Source organism: Actinophytocola sp., assembly GCF_035942955.1.
Classification (GTDB): Bacteria; Actinomycetota; Actinomycetes; order Mycobacteriales; family Pseudonocardiaceae; genus DASYTH01.
The window spans coordinates 1-16,645 of the sequence record NZ_DASZCQ010000044.1 but is presented as its reverse complement, the minus strand read 5'-3'; the positions used below and the strand labels follow the sequence as shown (position 1 = coordinate 16,645).

Genomic DNA, 16,645 nt, shown 5'->3' with positions numbered 1-16,645 from the left:
GGGGAGCCCGAGCCGGAGGAAAGACCCGGGCGCGTGACCGAACGTACTCGCCGGCTGACGCAGCGGTCAGCCGCCGAACGGCCTAGTGGTCTACACCTGAATCCGATGCGCTCATGCCGATCCGCCGTGCCGCCGGATGATGGCGGGGTGACCGAGGTACGCACCGTCCACACCGCAGATCTGGACGCCGGCACGCTCACCGCCGCCCGGATGTTGCTCGACGACGTCTTCGCCGGGGATTTCACCGACGAGGACTGGGATCACTCATGCGGCGGCATGCATGCCCTTGTATTGGAGGGATCGGAGCTGATCGGGCACGCGGCCGTGGTGCAGCGGCGGCTGCTGCACGGCGGGCGGGCGCTGCGCACCGGTTACGTGGAGGGCGTCGGGGTGCGCGCGGACCGGCGCGGCTGCGGGCACGGCGGGGCGCTGATGTCCGCGCTGGAGCGGGTGATCCGCGGCGGGTACGAGCTGGGCACGCTCAGCGCCACCGAGGACGCCGCGGCGTTCTACACCGGCCGCGGCTGGAAACCGTGGCGGGGGCCGACGTTCGCGCTCACCCCGGCCGGTGTCGTGCGCACCGCCGACGAGGACGGCGGGGTGTTCGTCCTCCCGGTGACCGCTTCGCTCGACCTGTCCGGCGAGCTGGCCTGCGACTGGCGCGACGGCGAGGTCTGGTAGCCGCAAAACCCTTGCTGTTACGCCGTTGTCGCATAGGGATCGACGACGTACGGTCCAGCCGTGGGGTATGGGCACGGGCATGGGCATCGCGCGCTGGAGGCGAGCGCGCAGGGAATGCGCGCGCTGTGGCTGTCGTTCGCGGTGCTGCTGGTGACTGCGGTCGCCCAGGCGGTCGTGGTGGCGTTCAGCGGGTCGGTGGCGCTGCTCGGCGACACGCTGCACAACCTGGCCGACGCGTTGACCGCGGTGCCGCTGGCGATCGCGTTCCTGCTCGGCCGGCGGGCGGCGACCCGGCGGTTCACCTACGGGCTCGGCCGGGCCGAGGACCTGGCCGGCCTGCTGATCCTGGCCGTGATCGCGGCGTCGGCCGGCCTGGCGGCGTGGCAGGCCATCGACCGGCTGCTCGATCCGCGCGAGCTGACCAACGTCGGCTGGGTGGCCGCGGCCGGGCTGATCGGGTTCGCCGGCAACGAGGTGGTGGCGCGCTACCGGATCGGCGTCGGGCGGCGGATCGGCTCGGCCGCGCTGGTCGCCGACGGGTTGCACGCCCGCACCGACGGCTTCACCAGCCTTGCCGTGCTGCTGTCCGCGGGCGGCGCGGCGCTGGGTTGGCACTGGGCCGATCCGGTGGTCGGCCTGGTGATCACGGTGGCGATCCTGTCGGTGCTGTGGGGCGCGGCCGGCGAGGTGCTCGCGCGGCTGCTGGACGCGGTCGATCCCGAGCTGGTTGGCCGGGCCGAGCACGCCCTCGCCGAGACGCCCGGGGTGCGGGCGGTGGGGCGGCTGCGGCTGCGCTGGGTGGGCCACAGCCTGACCGCGGACGCCGAGGTCGAGGTCGACCCCGAGCTGTCACTGGCGCGGGCGCACCACATCGCGCACGACGCCGAGCACCGGCTCATCCACGCCGTGCCCCGGCTGGGCGAGGCCGTGATCCACGCTCATCCCGTCGGAGGCCATGGGCACTGAGCCCGGCGAGGCCGAGCTCGACGGCGGCCAGCGCGCCGGCCGCCACGATCGGAAAGTCGCGGTACAACGGGAAGCCGGCGACGGCACCGGTCAGCCAGAGTGCGGGCAGGGCAAGACCGAGGGTCATGGCAGCGCGGACGATGAGCCGGTTCGGTCCGAAGTAGACGTTCGCGGCGACCAGGCCGAGGGCTGCCGCCGCGACGACGTGGACCAGCCCGCGCGGCATGGACGCCGGCCATTCGGTGCCGGCCGCGGCGAGATGACCCAGCTCCGCGCAAAGGGCGACGGTCGCGGCGATCCAGGCCGGCAACCGCCGCGTGGGCAGGGGCTTCGCCGTGCGGTCGTGCAGCCGCGCGGTGTAGGACCTGGCGGCCGGCCTGGCCCGGCTTCGGGTGCGAGTGCTCATGTCACTTCCAGGTTGGCCATCATGCCGGTGTCGCCGTGCTCGAGGTTGTGGCAGTGCAGGACGTAGCGGCCGCGGTGGCCGGTGAAGGTGACGGCGATCCGCATCCCGCCGCTCGGCACGAACACGGTGTCCTTCCAGCCGGCGTCCTGCGGCTCCGGCGGGCCGCCGTTGCGGCGCAGGATCCTGAAGTGCGCCATGTGCAGGTGGATCGGGTGGGTGGGATCGGCGGTGATGTCCCAGATCTCGGTGCTGCCGAGGGTCGGGCGGGCGTCGATCCGGGTCATGTCGTACAGCTGGAAGTTGACCATCGGCGGCGCGGTCCCCTCCTGCGGGCCGCTGAAGAACGCCCACCGCCGGTCCGCGCCGGGCTGGTCCTTGGCCGGCGGGCGGGCGTCGGGGACGAGCGTCTCCGGCACGCGGGCGTCGTCGCGGGCGCGGCGGGCGACGACGAACCGCATGACGTGGCCTGCGGTGCCGTCGCCGACGTTGTTGCGCAGCGTCACCCGGGTTCCTGGCTGGTAGCGGGAGAAGTCGACCAGCATGTCGTAGCGCTCGCCCGGCGAGATCACGAACATCTCGTAGCGCACCGGGCGGGGCAGCAGGCCGACGTCGCTGCCGATCTGGACGAAGCCGTTGCCGCCCGGCGGGGGCGGGTCGAGCACCAGCCGGTACGGCCGGGCGTTGGAGGCGTTGAGAAAGCGCAGCCGGTACAGCGCGGCGTCCACCTCGAGGAACGGCCACGCCACGCCGTTGACGGTGACCGTCTCGCCGGCCATGCCGCTGTGGTGGTACCGCTCGGTGACACCGGGCCGGCGGCCGGTCGGGTCGGCCGCCGGGTAGAACAGGGACCCGTCCGGGGCGAGCTGGCGGTCGGCGATCAGCAGCGGGATGTCGCGCTCGCCGCGCGGCAGCGCAAGGGCGTCCTCGGCGTCGTCGCGGATCAGGTAGAACCCGGCAAGGCCGCGGTACACCTGCGGGCCGGTGAAGGCCATCCGGTGGTCGTGGTACCACAGCGTGGCCGCCGGCTGGTCGTTGGCGTAGGCGTAGGCGCGGCTTCCGGCGGCCAGCCCGGCGACGCCGTGCCGGGCGTGCTCGGTCTGCACGGCATCCGCCTGCGCGCCAACGGGAAGCACGAGATCCAGCGGGTGGCCGTCGTCCTGCGGCGGCACCACCCCGCCGTGCAGGTGCACCACGGTCGGCGCCGGGAGCTCGTTGCGGTGGGTCACCACGACCGGGCGGCCGCGCCGGGCCTCGATCGTGGGCCCCGGGAACGTGCCGTCGTAGCCCCAGATCGCGGTCGTCGCGTCCGGCACGATCCGCTGCCGCCCCTCCCGCTGGACGATCTCGTACCGGTCCACGCCGCCCTCGGTCGACACCGGGCGCAGCACCGCCGGAATCGGCAGCGGGGTGCCGAACGCCCAGGTGGGCAACGCATCCTCCGCGGCGGACGGGGCGGCGGCCGGGCCGCGCGACCGGCCGCCGGACACGACGGCGGTGCCCGCCGGCAGGGCCAACCCAAGCGTGCCCGCCAGCCCCCACCGCAGCACCGCACGGCGATCAGCCACTCCCTCATGATGGACACGTCCCGCACCGATGACCATCCGCTGATGCCCCTAAGTAAGGGCTCGGGCACACCTAGGAGCCCCACCGCGGGTAAGTTCGGCTGGTGCGGCTCGACATCTTCAGCGAGATCCAGAACCCCCGGCCATGGCATGGCGACCACGAGCACGAGCGGCTCGTCCAGACCATCGAGCAGGCCAAGCTGGCCGACGAGCTGGGCTACGGCTGCTGGTGGCAGGTCGAGCACCACGGCGCCGAGGAGTTCAGCCTCTCCTCGGCGCCCGAGCTGCTGCTGACGGCCATCTCGCAGCACACGAGCCGGATCCGGCTCGGCCACGCGGCGGTGCTGGCGCCCGGCCGGTTCAACCATCCGATCCGCGCCGCCGAGCGCGCCGCAACGCTGGACCACCTCAGCCGGGGCCGGCTGGAGTTCGGCCTGACCCGCTCGACGATCCCGGAGTGGCGGCTGTTCAACATCGACCCGGCCGACGTGCGGGCGCAGACGCAGCAGGCGTTCGAGATGATCCCGCGCATGTGGACCGAGGATCGGTTCTCCTACTCCAGCGAGTTCTACAAGATCAAAGACGTGCGGATCGGCCCGAAGCCGTATCAGAAGCCGCATCCGCCGCTGTGGCAGGCGGCGTCCAGCCCCGCCTCGTTCGAGGACGCCGGCCGGCGCGGCGTCGGGGTGCTCGGCACCACGCTCTGGGAGGCGCTGCCAAGGGTCCGGTCGATGATCGAGCTGTACCGTTCCGCGATCTCCCAGTGCTCCCAACCGGTCGGCGCGTTCGTCAACGACCGGGTCGCGTTCTTCACGTTCGTCCACTGTGCCGACACCGACGAGGAGGCCATGCGCAACGGCGCCGCCACCGCCGCGGCCTGGTACACCGTCCAGGCCATGACCTTCTTCGAGGCCAAGGAGATGTTCCTGGAGACCGCGGCGCGCCAGCAGGCCATGATGGACGATCTGGCCGGCGGCGGGCTCACCGGTGAGTTCCTCCGGGCCGAGGCCGCCCGCGGACTTTCGCCCAACCGCGCCCAGATCTGCATCGGCCGCATCCTTGAGGGTGAGCACGTACCCGACGACGAGATCTTCGATGCGTTGAGCGAGCAGGACTCCCTGATCGTCGGCAGCCCGGACACCTGCCGCGCCAAGCTACGCAGGTACGCCGACCTCGGCATCGACCGCCTCATGTGCTTCCACCAGGTCGGTCACCTCCCGCACGACGCGGTGCTGAAGAGCATCCGCCTGGTCGGGGAGCTCATCGGCGAGTTCGACCAACCTCGCGATCATGGCGGCCTCTGATCCCGACGCGGAGTCGAGCGACGATCGCGCTCTCCGGCTGCTGATCAACACCCCGGTGACGCTGTTCTGGCGCACGGCAATCCTCGAGGAGACCACCGCCTGGCTGAGCGCGCACGGGTACCAGGTCACCCGCATCGACGCCGCGCACTGGTCCACCGAGCGCGACCTGCACCGCGACATCGCCGCGGCGCTGAGCTTCCCCGACCACTACGGGCGCAACCTGGATGCCCTCAACGACTGCCTGCGCGACGTCGCCGGTCAGGTCTACGGCTGGGCGCCCGGCACCGCCGGCCTCGCGATCGTCTTCACCGGCTACGACGCCTTCGCCCGGTGCTGCCCGCACGCGGCCCTGGCCGTGCTCGACACCATGGCAGGCGCGTCCCGCCGTGCCGCGCTCTTCGGGCGCCGCCTCATGTGCCTGGTCCAGAGCGACGACCCGGACATCCGGTTCGACCCGGTCGGCGCGACCCCGGTGGTCTGGAACGACGCCGAGCGGCTCGAGGCGAGGCGCCGGCCCGACTAGTCGTCGGGCCACTTGCCGGTCAGCTTGCGGTAGCCGGTGGCGCCGCCGCGGTCGATCGCGGCCTTGACCAGGCCGAAGATCGCGCCCTGCACGGTGGCCGCCACGAGAACCTCGCGCCACGACAGGTCCTTGTCGGTGGCGGTCGGCGGCTCGTCCTCGCCGGTGGCGGTCTGCCAGACCTTCCGGAACACCGTGCTGGCCAGCACGCCGCCGAGCGCGCCGAACAGCAGGCCGAGTGGTTTGTACAGCAGCTTGTTCATGTCAACGAGGTACCCGGCGGGCCGGCGGCTAAGCGCTGGCCAGGCGGTCGATCCCGAGGCCGCTGCTGATCAGGCGCTCCTTGCGGTTGCCGAGCAGGGCCGCGGTCCAGCCGAGCAGCCCGCCGTCGCCGACGTCGAACGGCTCTCCGGCGGTGCGGCAGAACACCTTGAAGCAGAAGCCGGTGTAGTAGCCGCGGCCGGGCTCCCGGTCGGGGTCGTCCACCAACTCGACGTCGGGCAGCGCGGCGCGCACCGCATCGAGCACCGGCCGGTAGCGGGAGTCCCAGGCGGTGAGCCGGACGAGGGCGCCGGCACCCGTCGCGGCCCGGACCGCGTCGGCGGCAAGGCGGATGTGCTCGACGGCGTGCCGGCGCTCGAACGCCAGGTTGCCAGGGTCGCGGCCGGCGGAGACCGCGGCGAGCAGCGTGAAGTGCGCGAAGCTGGCGGGCCCGGTGAACACCTGCGCCCGGACCACCCGCTGCAACGCGGCGAGCCGGACGTCGGCATCGGGCCGGGCGGCCCGCCGGTCGGCGGCCTCCAGCGCCAGCCCGTTGGTGGGATCGGCGGCCACCTCGGTTCGGCGGACGGTCGACACCACGTTGTTCTGGTGGACGGCGCCGAGCACCGAATGGGTGCCGAGCGGCGTGACCGGGGACAGGGTGAGCAGCGCGAAGTCCCCGGGAACCGCGGACAGCGCGGCGTTCTCGGCCGCACGCAACCGTGCGAACGAAACCTCGGCCGGCGCGACGAACCGGTCCGCGCGGTACTGGCGCAGCACGTCCGGCGCGGCCAGCCCGGCCGCGCGCCGGCGCATCACCTCCAGCAGCAGCGTGGTCAGGTCCGCGCCGGGCAGGACGGCGAGCAGCTCGAGCGTGTCGGTGCCGGCCGAGCGCAGCACCCGGTCCAGCGGTCCAGTCGACATTCCTTGTCCCTCAGGGGTTTCAGCGCGTGGGCGTCGGCGAGCGCGTCGGCGATCCGGGTGCCGACGTACCCGGGCACCGAAACGGAGAACACGGCAGGCAGCGTAGAGCCGGTTACCCGCCCGGTGCCGCGGTTCGCCGATATTCCAGCCACCGGTCGCTCTGCGACTCCCATATGCCCTGGTAGCGCTCGAACATCGTGGTGACGGTGGCGAGGTCGAGCTGATCGGGCCGGTGTGCGGCGAGGTAATAGCTGAGGTCGTCGTGCAATCGGTGCAGCCGGTACTGGGTCTCCTCCATCAGCACCCACCGGGACCGCCAGGCGAAGAACGGCTCCAGGGTGTTCACCGCGGTGGTCAGCGCCACCAACGAGAACGCAAGACCGGACCAGAAGTCCAGATCCTGCCAGCCCAGGATGATCGTGGAGGTCGCGGACAGCGCCAGCGCGCTCACCCGGACGGCGGAGGCCCGCCACCGGAACTTGCCCCGGCGATGCCGGGCGTACTCGAGAGCCTTGTCGATGCGGACCAACACATCCTGCGCGAGCTCGAGTGGGGTCAGGCCGGTCTTGGTCGCGCCGGGCGCGGCAGTGTCGCTCACGCGCCGGGACTGTAGCGGGCTCAGCCGAAGCCGCGGCTGTCCTGCTTGAGCGCCGTGTCCACGGTCAGCGCCGAGGCGACCACGAGGCTGGCCAACGGGTCGGGGAGGGGGCGGTGGATCTGGACGACGTAGTTGTCCGCCGTGGTGAACATGGTCTTGGCCAGGCCCTCCCAGGTCTTGGTGATCCGGGCGATCTCGGTGCCGGTGTGGTCGGTGACGGCGAAGTTCCAGGCGCGCCAGTTCTCCGCCTGGATGCCGCCGACCTGCTGCCCGTCGACCACGAACGCGAAGCGGATCTTGCCGAACACGTTGTCCTGGATGATCTCGCCGACCGGTTGGCCGCCGGGGCGCTGCACCAGGATGCGGGACTTGAACACCTTCGCCGGGCGGGTCAGCACCAGCACCGGCTGCCCGGTGAGGTCCCGGACCTCGAGGTGGTGGGTCATGAACTGGTCGAGGCTGGTGAAGAACCGCGCGGCCTTCTTCAGCGTGGACTGTCCCACCTGGGCGACCGCGCCGATCTGCCGGCCGTGCTGGTCGAACACCGAGTACTCGTTGGCCATCTCGATGAGCTTGACCTTCTGGTTGACCACCAGCACCGGCTCGGTGAACAGGGTGCCGCCGCCCTGGGCCACCTGGCCGACCCCGGCCCGCCGCTGCTGCTCCTTGATCTTGTCCGGGTCCGGTGTGCCGCCGAGCTGGATCTCCCACGGGCTGGCGTCGCCGCGCGGTTGCCGCTGTGCTCCGCCCGGCTGGGTGTTGGCCGTCCATCGTGTTCCGTCCCACCAGCGAAGCACCGTGGAGCCGGGCGCCTCGGGGTACCAACCGGGTGCGGGATTGCTCATGGCCGGCAGCCTACGCGGGTAGGGTGCGCTCATGCGGGTGGTTGTCATCGGTGGCACGGGACATATCGGCAGCTACCTGGTGCCGCGGTTGGTGACCGCGGGGCACGAGGTCGTCGTGCTGGCCAGGGGTGCGCGGGAGCCGTACCACGAGGACGCGGCGTGGGCGCGGGTCCGGCGGGAGCGGGTGGACCGCGAGGCCGAGGACGCCGCCGGCACGTTCGGCACGCGGGTGGCCGAGCTGGGCGCCGACGCGGTGGTGGACCTGGTCTGCTTCACCGTCGACAGCGCGCGCCGGCTCGCCGAGTCGCTGCGCGGGCGGGTCGGGTTGCTGCTGCACTGCGGCACGATCTGGGTGCACGGGCCGCTGCGCGAGGTGCCGGTCACCGAGGACGCTCCGCGCGCGCCGTTCGGGGAGTACGGCATCGCCAAGGCGGACATCGAGGCGTACCTGCTCGCCGAGGCCCGGCGCGGCGGGACGCCGGCCAGCGTGCTGCACGCCGGGCACATCGTCGGGCCGGGGTGGGAGCCGTGCAACCCGGCCGGCAACTTCGACGCCGACATGTTCGGTGCGATCGCGCGCGGCGAGGAGATCGCCCTGCCCAACTTCGGTCTCGAGACGCTGCACCACGTGCACGCCGACGACGTGGCGCAGGCCTTCGAGCTGGCGCTGAACCGGTGGTCGGCCGCTGTCGGCGAGAGCTTCCACGTGACCTCGCCGCGGGCGCTGACCGTGCGCGGGTACGCCGAGGCGGTGGCCGGCTGGTTCGGCCGCGAGCCGCGGCTGCGCTTCCTGCCCTACGACGAGTGGGCGCGCGACGTCGACCCGACCGACGCGCGGGTCAGCTGGGAGCATCTGGCGCACAGCCCGAGCATGAGCATCGACAAGGCCCGCACGCTGTTGGGCTACGCGCCGCGGTACTCGTCGCTGCAGGCGCTGCGCGAGTCGGTGGCCTGGCTGATCACGCACGGCAAGATCGACACCGGGGGCCGGTCGCTCACCTAGGGCGGGATCAATGCAATCGGTTGCATTATGCCGAATTTGCCCGCAACCGTTCACTCACGAAAAAGTGTGTCTGGGATTTGGGAATCGCTGGTGAAGTTTATGCGCGATTGCGACTGATAGACGCACGATGGAAGCTTCGGTGTCTGCGGCGATAGTTGCGTGAACAATGAACCTCCGGCCCGGTCGCGCATTTCACCGAGATGGCGGATGGCGGGCGGGTGGGGGTCATGGGTTAATGTGTGCCGTCGCCGACGATCCGGGCGCGTATTGCCGTGCGGATCTCCAACTGCGGTGACGATGCTCCGGTGGGAGCAGGGCCCACCGGGCCCGGTTGGGAGCAGGGCCCGCCGGGCAGCGGGCGGGAGCGGCGTAACCGACGTGCGCCGCTCCCGCACCGCCAATCATCCGTCAAATGGTCTAAAAGTGGCAGACCCATTGGTGGGTCGCCGCACGGCCTTGACCTGACACTGTGGAAGGTGCATCCTGGAGGACCTGACACAGTGGAAGGTGGTGCCACCATGTGGCATACCGTGCTCATCACCGTGCATGCCGTAGCGGGCGTGGTCGCGTTCGTGGCCGGGTGCCTTGCGCTGCGGCGGGATACCGCGTTCCCGACCTACCTGTGGGCGCTGGTCACGACGATGGTGTTCCTCGCGCTGGCCATCGCGCAGGAGTGGGGGTCGATCGACTGGCCGGCCCGAGCTCTGTTCCTGGCGTTCCTCGGCCTCGGCGGCGTCATGCTGTGGCGGGCCGACCGGGCGCGCCGCATCCGGGACGCCGGCTCACCGAGCTACGTCGGGCACATCGGGTTCACGCTGGTGGCCCTATTCGACGCGTTCGTCGTGGTCGCGGTGCTCAACGCGGGCGCGCCGGTATGGGCCGTTGTCGCGGCCGGCGTGCTCATCGCCGTTGCGGGGCACTTCGTGCTCGGCGCGCTCCGTCCACTGCGGACTATGCCGGGCTTACGGTGACCGGAACCCCGTTGAACACGGCGTTTCCGGACGGCACGTCGATCACCGACTCGTCGGTCAGCGCGTTCGCGTTGACCCCGGCGTGCCGGGCCGCGACCCGCTGCGGGCTGCCGGCGTGGCCCCACCCGTGCGGCAGGCTCACCACGCCCGGCATCATCGTGTCGCTCGGCTCGACCGGCACCTCGAGCTCGCCGACCGCCGAGCGCACGATCGCCCGCTCGCCGAGGCCGAGCCGGGCCACGTCGTCCGGGTGCACGTGCAGCGTGCACTGGTTGCTGCCGCCGACGAGGGTCTCCACGTTGTGCAACCAGCTGTTGTTGGACCGCAGCTGGCGCCGCCCGATCAGCAGGAACTCCGGCCGCGGGCCGGAAAGCCGCTCGCGCATCCGGGCGAGGTCGGCCAGCAGCACCGGCGGCGCCAGCTCGACCCGGCCGGACTCGGTGCACAGCAGCTCCTTCAGGCGCGGCTCGAGCGGGCCGAGGTCGACGCCGCTGGGGTTGGCCTTCAGCTGGGCCAGGGACAACCCGTACGGGCCGAGCTTGAGCAGGGCGTCGAGCAGCAGCTCGGGCCCGCTGTCCCCGTCGAGGCCGGCGCGCAGCTCGGCCACGTCCCGGCCCTCGAACGGCGAGCCGGGCATTTGCGTGGCACCGCTCAAGATCTGCTCGAGGATCGCCTCGTCGAGCGCGGCGGCCGGCGCGCCCGCCCCGGCGCCCGAGGCGATCAGCGTCAACCGGGCCATGATCTCGGCCTCGGACAGCTGACCCGGCTCGAGCGGGAGGATCTGCCGGGAGAACCGGGCGAAGTTGCGCACCGCCACGATCAGCAGCAGGAAGTCGTAGTGCGGCGCCTGCAGGATGCGCGGCGGCGGCAGGATGACGTCGGCGTGCCTTGTGGTCTCGTTGAGGTACGGGTCGACGCAGACCATGAAGTCGAGGCCGGGGAACGCCCGGTCCAGCCGCGGGCCGTTCGGCGCGGACAGCACCAGGTTGCCGGCCACACAGATCAGCGCCCGGACCTGGCCCTCGCCCGGCGTCTCGATCTCGTCGGCCAGCGTGGCCACCGGCAGCTCGCCGCACGCCTCGGGCAGGTTGCGGACCCGGCTGTGCCAGCGGCCAGACGCGTACGGCTGGCCGGTGCGGAAGATCTCCGCGGCCGCGGTCCGGGTGAACATCGCGCCGCCGGGCTTGTCCAGGTTGCCGGTCAGGATGTTGACCACGTCGACGAGCCACTGCGCGAGCGTCCCGAACTCCACGGTGGACGCTCCGATGCGGGAGTACACCGCGGCGGTCGGCGCCGCGGCCAGCTCGCGGGCGAGCCGGACGATGGCGTCGGCGGGCACGCCGCACACCCGCTCGGCGACCCGCGGGCTGAACTCCTCGGCCGCCGAACGCAGCTCGTCGAGCCCGTCGACCTCCAGCTCCACCGTGACCAGGTCCTCGGCGAAGAGCGTGTGCACGATGCCGAGCAGCAGGTAGGGATCGGTGCCGGGGCGGATCGGCAGGTGCTCGTCGGCGAACGCGGCGGTCCGGGTGCGCCGCGGGTCGACCACCACGATCTTGCCGCCGCGGTTGCGCAACGCCTTGAGCCGGCTGGGGAAGTCGGGTGCGGCGCACAGGGATCCGTGCGACTCCAACGGGTTGGCGCCGATGAGCAGCAGGTAGTCGGTGCGGTCGAGGTCGGGGACGGCGATGGCGAACGGGTCACCGAACAGCAGGCCGCAGGCGACCTGCTTGGGCAGCTGGTCGATGGAGCCGGCCGAGTACACGTTGCGGGTGCCCAGCGACTGGGTCAGCGGCATCCGGTACATGAAGCCGGCCATGGTGTGGTACGTCGGGTTGCCGAAGTACACGGCGACGGCGTCGCGGCCGTGCGCCTCGATGACACCGGACAGCCCGCGGTCGACCGCCTCGAACGCCTCGTCCCAGCTCGCCTCGCGCCAGCCGTCCGCTGTACGGATCATCGGCCGGGACAGCCGGTCGGGATCCTCGTCGATCCGGCCGAGGCTGGCCCCCTTCGGGCAAATGTACCCCTTGGAGAACGGGTCGTCCTGGTCGCCCTTGACGGACGTGACCCGCCCGGCGCCGTCCAGCGTGAGCTTGAGGCCGCAGACGGCGTCGCAGATCGGGCAGGATCGGTGCACGGTGCTCATCGGCACTCCTAGCTCATGCTTCTGGCGCCTAGCGGCATAACGGCACCGCTAGGCGCCAGTGCTCGTCGGCGGCCATCGCGACTCGGTGATCGTTCAGCGATATGTGGAGGGGCTCAGGCGGGGACGGGGGCCGGCGCCGGCAGTTGCGGCAGCCGGAACAGCATCGCGAACACCGACAGCAGCTCCGGGTCTCCGGTCAGCTTGGTCGTGCCGCTGGCCAGCGCCTCGGCCGGCGTGACCTCGCCGGTCATCAGGCCCTTGAGCAGCGGGCCGGGCTCGAGCACGGCGTCCGCGCCGGGCAGCGGGCCCCGGCCGACGGTGAGCCGGCCGTCGTCGATCTTGGCGTTCAGCACGATGTCACCGAAGTGCAGCTCGTAGCTGACCCGCAGGCCCTTGGCCGCCTCGGACTGGAAGGTCGCGCGCAGGGCCATGGTCAGCGAGTCGGGGGTGACCACGTCCTCCGGACGCGGCTGGTGCAGCGTGGCGGCGCCCCAGCGGCCGAACGCCAGCACGACCTCCTCCAGCGCCTGGCCGTACTCGGTGAGCTCGTAGCGCGCCTCGGCGCCCTCCTCGGCGTTGTCCTGGATGCGGACCACGCCGGAGCGCTCCATCTCCTTGAGCCGCGAGGCGAGCAGCTCGGTGGGGATCAGCGGCAGCCCCTGGTGCAGCTCGGCCACGGACTTGGGGCTGACCAGCAGGTCGCGGACGATCAGCATGCCCCAGCGCTCGCCGACCATCTCCATGGCCCGGGAAAGGCCGCAGTACTGCCCGTAGGTGCGCCTGGTCATGGCCATCAGCTCGGAGACGATCGCCTCCATCTGCAGCGGCTCCGAGGTGGTGGTGGTGAGCTCGAACTTGTCGGCGGCGATCGTCGTGCGGCCCTGCCGGTCCATGACCAGCTTCCATCGGGATTCAGTCATAACCCGCGTCCAATCTTCAACTCGTCCACGAGGCCGGCGGACATACCATGGGGTGGTCCGTCGGCACGGGTACGTGCCCTTCAACCCCTTCCGACCGGGCGCGCCACGTCTAGGGTCACGACGACGTTCGCAGTCGGAACACTGCCGTTATCGTCCCGTTGTGCAGGTCAGAGGTGCATCTTCTGACTTGCGGAACGATGTTCCGGCCGACCGGCGGGTGATCGACACGCTCGGTCACCGCGACGGGAGGTGGGGCCCGACCAAGCCGGTGGGCAAGGCCCGGACTAGGTTGGCTCGGTATCGTTGCCAGCAATAAAACAATGGCGGACCGATCGTCGGCCTTGTGGATCCGTTGTTGCTGACAAACGGGAGAACCATCGTGGCGAGGATGGCACCGAAATCGTTCAGTGCGGCCAGCTTGTGCCGAAGCCGACGCCATCAGGAGGGGCACCGGCCGGACCTCCTTCCCGGCCTGTATATCTGCGTGGAGTGCCGGGACCGGCTGGAGAACGACCTCGTCGGATTGCCTACCTGGTATGAGAGCTGCGCGGATTACCTGGACTACCGCCACCACCGTTTCGTCGAGCGGGTGAATGGCCGGCAGCCGCGCGGCATCGTGCTCAGCGACGCGGTGGTGACGATCCGGTCGGACATCCTGAGCACGCTTGCCTCCTGGTGCAGCCTTGTGGTCGACGAGCGGGGCGTCGTCGGGCCGAACCAGCTCGACATCCGCGCGCTCGCGACGTTCCTCGTCATCCACTTCACCTGGCTGACCGCGTATCCCGCGGCGCCCGACCTCGTCGACGAGCTGGCCGACCTCACGGAGGCCGCGCGCGGCGTCGTGCTGCCGAGCAACCACTTCCGCACCGAGGTGGGCGTGTGCGACCAGCCCGGCTGCGGCCAGATGGTGTACGCGGAGAGTTATAGCGAGGAGGACCAGGTCCCCTATCGAGTGGCCTGCGAGGCCGGCCACGCCTGGCCGCCGGACCAGTGGCTGCTCCTGCGCGGCCGGCTGGGCCGCAACGGCGCTGGTCCGGAGCGCGAGCAGCCGGCGGCCGGGGACGTGGTCGAGTGATGGCGCTCCGACCTGCGGTGAACCTGGAGGTTGACAACCCCATTGGGGTCTGTCACGCTTTGGGCAGGCCGTAGTGTGCCTAGAATTTGAGTAGCGCTCGCTACACCACCAGGGATTCTCCATCAGAGGTCGCCCGCCGTCGATCGGCGTGGCGGCCTTTTTGTTGCCTGCCGGTTTCGCGGATGCACGACAGCGTCGACGTGCTTCCACGATGCCGGCACGGCGCCCGCTGCCCACCCGATAAGGGGTATCCCGTGGGACCTGCGCGCGTTTGTGACCGCACAATAGTAGTTATGGGGAATGCCATGCGAGTTGAGATCAAGGTCCTCGGCCCGATGGAGGTTTCCGTCATGGGTGTCTCTGTCGTGCCAACGGCAAGCAAACCGAGTCAACTACTGGCCCTGCTTGCGCTCAACGCCGGGCGTGTCGTGACGGCAACCGCATTGATGGAAGAAATATGGGACTTTCGTCCCCCGCGTAGCCGAATTCCGACCTTACACACCTACATTCTTCAGGTCCGCCGCAAGTTCCAGGAGGCGCTGGCCGACTGCGGCGGCATCTCGTCCAAGGACATTCTGATCACCCGGCGGGCCGGGTACCTGCTCGACCTCGATCCCGAGGACGTGGACGCGGTCAAGTACGACAAGCTGTCCGGCCAGGGCCGGCGCGCGGTCAACGAGGGCGACAACGAGACCGCCGCCCGGTACCTCGGCGAGGCGCTGCGCCTGTGGCGGGGACCGGCCCTTGCCGACGTGCCCTGCGGCCCGCAGCTTGGCATCGAGGCCATGCGGCTGGAGGAGAACCGGCTCGGCGACCTGCACCTGCGCATCGACGCCGACCTGCGGCTCGGCCGGCACTACCAGCTGCTCGGCGAGCTGGCCACGCTGTGCGCCCGGCATCCGATGCTGGAGAACCTCCGGGCGCAGTACATGATCGCGCTGTACCGCTCGGGCCGCCAGTGCCAGGCCCTCGACGCCTACCAGCAGCTGCGCGCCACGATGATCGACCAGCTCGGGGTGGAGCCCTCGCCCCGGGTACGCCAGCTGCACCACGCGATCCTGACCGGCCATCCCGCCATGGACGACCCGAGCTTCGTCTCCAGCTGGGAGCCCGCCTCCCTGGCCAGCTAGCCGCCCCATCCCAGACCCCTCCGGGACGACCCCTGTCCCGGAGGGGTCTTTACGTGCTTCACCAACCCCCACGCAGGAGAGCAGAGCTTATGAGTGTGGAAATCCCTGTCTGGTACCCGTTTCCGTGGCACCCGCCGCTCGAGGTGCCGGAGGCGGTGCGGAACCTGCGCAGGCGGGCCGTCGTCGAGGTGATGCTGCCGACGGGCGACCCGGCGCTGCTGGTGACCAGGTACAAGGATGTGCTGTCGCTGTTCGCCGATCCCCGGCTGTCGCGCAACATCGCCCGGCCGGACGCCGCGCGGATCACCCGGGACAACGACCGGTTCTCCGACCCCAACATCGACCCGGACCCACCGGCGCACACCCGGGTGCGCGGGCTGGTCACCAGGGCGCTGACCGGCAGCCGGGTCGAGGCGCTGCGGCCGGTCGCCCGAGGCGTCGTCGACGCGCTGCTGGACGCGATGGCCGCACAGCCCCGGCCGGTGGACCTCAACCGGGCCCTGGCCTTTCCGTTACCGCTGCGGGTGATGTGCGAGCTGCTCGGGGTGCCCGCCGGGGAGCGGGCCCGCTGCCGGGAGCTGGTCGACGGGTTCCTTTCGGTGACCAGGCTGCCGCCGCCCGAGGTCCGGCGCGCCCGGCTGGGCCTGCGCCGGTACCTCGACGAGCTCATTCAGTCCAAACGGGACACTCCGGGTGACGACCTGGTGAGCGCGCTGATCCGGGTCACGGACGGCGAGGGCGACCGGCTCACCGAGCACGAGCTCGGCTACTGGACCGAGGGACTGCTCATCGCCGGCTACGTCACCACGGCCAGCCAGCTCGGCACCGGCACGGCCGTGCTGCTGCACCGGCGGGACCTGGTCGAGGAGATCCGGGGCGACTGGGCGCTGATCCCCACGGCGGTCGAGGAGCTGCTGCGGATGCAGATCATGAGCTCGTCGATCGGCACGATGCGGTACGCGACGACCGACATCGAGCTGTCCGACGGCACGGTGATCAAGAAGGGCTCGAGCGTGGTGCTGGCCGCGGAGTCGGCCAACGTGGACGAGGACGTGTTCGAGAACCCGTTCACCCTCGACATCCGGCGCCGGGAGAACCACCACCTCAGCTTCGGCGCCGGCCCGCACCTGTGCGTGGGCGCCGACCTGGCCCGGATGCAGCTGCAGGTGGCCACCGAGGCCCTGCTGCGGCGGTTCCCGGACATCCGCCTCGCCCGGCCGGGAGAGGAGCTGACCAGGGGCGCGGACGGATTCTGTGAAGGCTTCTCGGAGATCCCGGTGACCTGGTGATCACGCCGCCGGCGCCGCGTCGGCGCGCTGGCCGGCCAGCC

General features: G+C 71.2%; 17 protein-coding genes. 9 read left to right on the top strand and 8 right to left on the bottom strand.

From position 1 onward, the window contains the following. Window positions 1-105: 105 nt before the first annotated feature. Window positions 106-681 (top strand): GNAT family N-acetyltransferase, encoded by a 576-nt coding sequence (locus VGX25_RS04415; RefSeq protein ID WP_414635712.1) that lies wholly within the window; start codon window positions 106-108, stop codon window positions 679-681. 114 nt (window positions 682-795) lie between these two features. After that, window positions 796-1,647, top strand: coding sequence for a cation diffusion facilitator family transporter (locus VGX25_RS04410; RefSeq protein ID WP_326916304.1), 852 nt, complete (start codon window positions 796-798; stop codon window positions 1,645-1,647). Here VGX25_RS04410 and VGX25_RS04405 read toward each other — a convergent pair. Then, on the bottom strand, window positions 1,577-2,053 hold the full coding sequence (locus tag VGX25_RS04405) for a hypothetical protein (protein ID WP_326916284.1): 477 nt from the start codon (window positions 2,051-2,053) through the stop codon (window positions 1,577-1,579). The two genes, VGX25_RS04410 and VGX25_RS04405, sit on opposite strands and share 71 nt — an antisense overlap. Continuing rightward, complete coding sequence (locus VGX25_RS04400) at window positions 2,050-3,618, bottom strand: multicopper oxidase family protein (protein ID WP_326916283.1); 1,569 nt, start codon at window positions 3,616-3,618, stop codon at window positions 2,050-2,052. Before VGX25_RS04400 ends, VGX25_RS04405 begins: the two co-directional genes overlap by 4 nt. Before the next feature lie 101 nt (window positions 3,619-3,719). Between VGX25_RS04400 and VGX25_RS04395 the strand changes: the two genes are divergently transcribed. Beyond that, window positions 3,720-4,919: an LLM class flavin-dependent oxidoreductase gene (locus VGX25_RS04395; RefSeq protein WP_326916282.1), complete on the top strand. Its 1,200-nt coding sequence runs from the start codon at window positions 3,720-3,722 to the stop codon at window positions 4,917-4,919. Next, the gene (locus VGX25_RS04390) at window positions 4,906-5,442 is read left to right on the top strand and encodes a barstar family protein (RefSeq protein ID WP_326916281.1); all 537 of its coding nucleotides are present in this window, start codon (window positions 4,906-4,908) and stop codon (window positions 5,440-5,442) included. Before VGX25_RS04395 ends, VGX25_RS04390 begins: the two co-directional genes overlap by 14 nt. Here VGX25_RS04390 and VGX25_RS04385 read toward each other — a convergent pair. The 4 genes from VGX25_RS04385 to VGX25_RS04370 all read right to left on the bottom strand — a co-directional run bounded on the left by VGX25_RS04385 (window position 5,439) and on the right by VGX25_RS04370 (window position 8,067). Then, on the bottom strand, window positions 5,439-5,702 hold the full coding sequence (locus VGX25_RS04385; protein WP_326916280.1) for a DUF4235 domain-containing protein: 264 nt from the start codon (window positions 5,700-5,702) through the stop codon (window positions 5,439-5,441). The two genes, VGX25_RS04390 and VGX25_RS04385, sit on opposite strands and share 4 nt — an antisense overlap. Window positions 5,703-5,730: 28 nt before the next feature. Beyond that, window positions 5,731-6,624: a hypothetical protein gene (locus VGX25_RS04380; RefSeq protein WP_326916279.1), complete on the bottom strand. Its 894-nt coding sequence runs from the start codon at window positions 6,622-6,624 to the stop codon at window positions 5,731-5,733. A 112-nt stretch (window positions 6,625-6,736) separates the two neighbouring features. Continuing rightward, the gene (locus VGX25_RS04375) at window positions 6,737-7,222 is read right to left on the bottom strand and encodes an SLATT domain-containing protein (RefSeq protein ID WP_326916278.1); all 486 of its coding nucleotides are present in this window, start codon (window positions 7,220-7,222) and stop codon (window positions 6,737-6,739) included. A gap of 20 nt (window positions 7,223-7,242) precedes the next feature. After that, entirely contained in the window at window positions 7,243-8,067 is an 825-nt protein-coding gene (locus VGX25_RS04370) for a phospholipid scramblase-related protein (RefSeq protein WP_326916277.1), read from the bottom strand. Window positions 8,068-8,098: 31 nt separating this feature from the next. Between VGX25_RS04370 and VGX25_RS04365 the strand changes: the two genes are divergently transcribed. Continuing rightward, window positions 8,099-9,070, top strand: a complete 972-nt coding sequence (locus VGX25_RS04365) for an NAD(P)-dependent oxidoreductase (RefSeq protein ID WP_326916276.1) — start codon at window positions 8,099-8,101, stop codon at window positions 9,068-9,070. A gap of 518 nt (window positions 9,071-9,588) precedes the next feature. After that, window positions 9,589-10,041 (top strand): hypothetical protein, encoded by a 453-nt coding sequence (locus VGX25_RS04360; RefSeq protein WP_326916275.1) that lies wholly within the window; start codon window positions 9,589-9,591, stop codon window positions 10,039-10,041. Here VGX25_RS04360 and VGX25_RS04355 read toward each other — a convergent pair. Together VGX25_RS04355 and VGX25_RS04350 are read right to left on the bottom strand one after the other, a co-directional pair. Beyond that, entirely contained in the window at window positions 10,022-12,190 is a 2,169-nt protein-coding gene (locus VGX25_RS04355) for a molybdopterin oxidoreductase family protein (protein ID WP_326916274.1), read from the bottom strand. The genes VGX25_RS04360 and VGX25_RS04355 overlap by 20 nt on opposite strands. A gap of 113 nt (window positions 12,191-12,303) precedes the next feature. Further along, window positions 12,304-13,110 (bottom strand): helix-turn-helix domain-containing protein, encoded by an 807-nt coding sequence (locus VGX25_RS04350; protein WP_326916273.1) that lies wholly within the window; start codon window positions 13,108-13,110, stop codon window positions 12,304-12,306. A 484-nt stretch (window positions 13,111-13,594) separates the two neighbouring features. On the opposite strand from VGX25_RS04350, the gene VGX25_RS04345 reads away from it, so the two are divergent. The 3 genes from VGX25_RS04345 to VGX25_RS04335 all read left to right on the top strand — a co-directional run bounded on the left by VGX25_RS04345 (window position 13,595) and on the right by VGX25_RS04335 (window position 16,604). Next, window positions 13,595-14,185, top strand: coding sequence for a hypothetical protein (locus VGX25_RS04345; RefSeq protein ID WP_326916272.1), 591 nt, complete (start codon window positions 13,595-13,597; stop codon window positions 14,183-14,185). Window positions 14,186-14,535: 350 nt separating this feature from the next. Beyond that, a complete protein-coding gene (locus VGX25_RS04340) occupies window positions 14,536-15,315 on the top strand; it encodes an AfsR/SARP family transcriptional regulator (protein ID WP_326916271.1) in 780 nt (259 codons plus the stop codon). 95 nt (window positions 15,316-15,410) lie between these two features. Continuing rightward, window positions 15,411-16,604: a cytochrome P450 gene (locus tag VGX25_RS04335; protein WP_326916270.1), complete on the top strand. Its 1,194-nt coding sequence runs from the start codon at window positions 15,411-15,413 to the stop codon at window positions 16,602-16,604. Window positions 16,605-16,645 lie beyond the last annotated feature (41 nt).

Bases quoted from the DNA above. Each gene is read 5' to 3' on its own strand.
- VGX25_RS04365 (WP_326916276.1), top strand. From the start codon at position 8,099: ATGCGGGTGGTTGTCATCGGTGGCACGGGACATATCGGCAGCTACCTG.
- VGX25_RS04370 (WP_326916277.1), bottom strand. From the start codon at position 8,067: ATGAGCAATCCCGCACCCGGTTGGTACCCCGAGGCGCCCGGCTCCACG.
- VGX25_RS04385 (WP_326916280.1), bottom strand. From the start codon at position 5,702: ATGAACAAGCTGCTGTACAAACCACTCGGCCTGCTGTTCGGCGCGCTC.
- VGX25_RS04405 (WP_326916284.1), bottom strand. From the start codon at position 2,053: ATGAGCACTCGCACCCGAAGCCGGGCCAGGCCGGCCGCCAGGTCCTAC.
- VGX25_RS04340 (WP_326916271.1), top strand. From the start codon at position 14,536: ATGGGTGTCTCTGTCGTGCCAACGGCAAGCAAACCGAGTCAACTACTG.
- VGX25_RS04360 (WP_326916275.1), top strand. From the start codon at position 9,589: ATGTGGCATACCGTGCTCATCACCGTGCATGCCGTAGCGGGCGTGGTC.
- VGX25_RS04380 (WP_326916279.1), bottom strand. From the start codon at position 6,624: ATGTCGACTGGACCGCTGGACCGGGTGCTGCGCTCGGCCGGCACCGAC.
- VGX25_RS04415 (WP_414635712.1), top strand. From the start codon at position 106: ATGCGCTCATGCCGATCCGCCGTGCCGCCGGATGATGGCGGGGTGACC.
- VGX25_RS04350 (WP_326916273.1), bottom strand. From the start codon at position 13,110: ATGACTGAATCCCGATGGAAGCTGGTCATGGACCGGCAGGGCCGCACG.
- VGX25_RS04390 (WP_326916281.1), top strand. From the start codon at position 4,906: ATGGCGGCCTCTGATCCCGACGCGGAGTCGAGCGACGATCGCGCTCTC.
- VGX25_RS04355 (WP_326916274.1), bottom strand. From the start codon at position 12,190: ATGAGCACCGTGCACCGATCCTGCCCGATCTGCGACGCCGTCTGCGGC.
- VGX25_RS04410 (WP_326916304.1), top strand. From the start codon at position 796: ATGCGCGCGCTGTGGCTGTCGTTCGCGGTGCTGCTGGTGACTGCGGTC.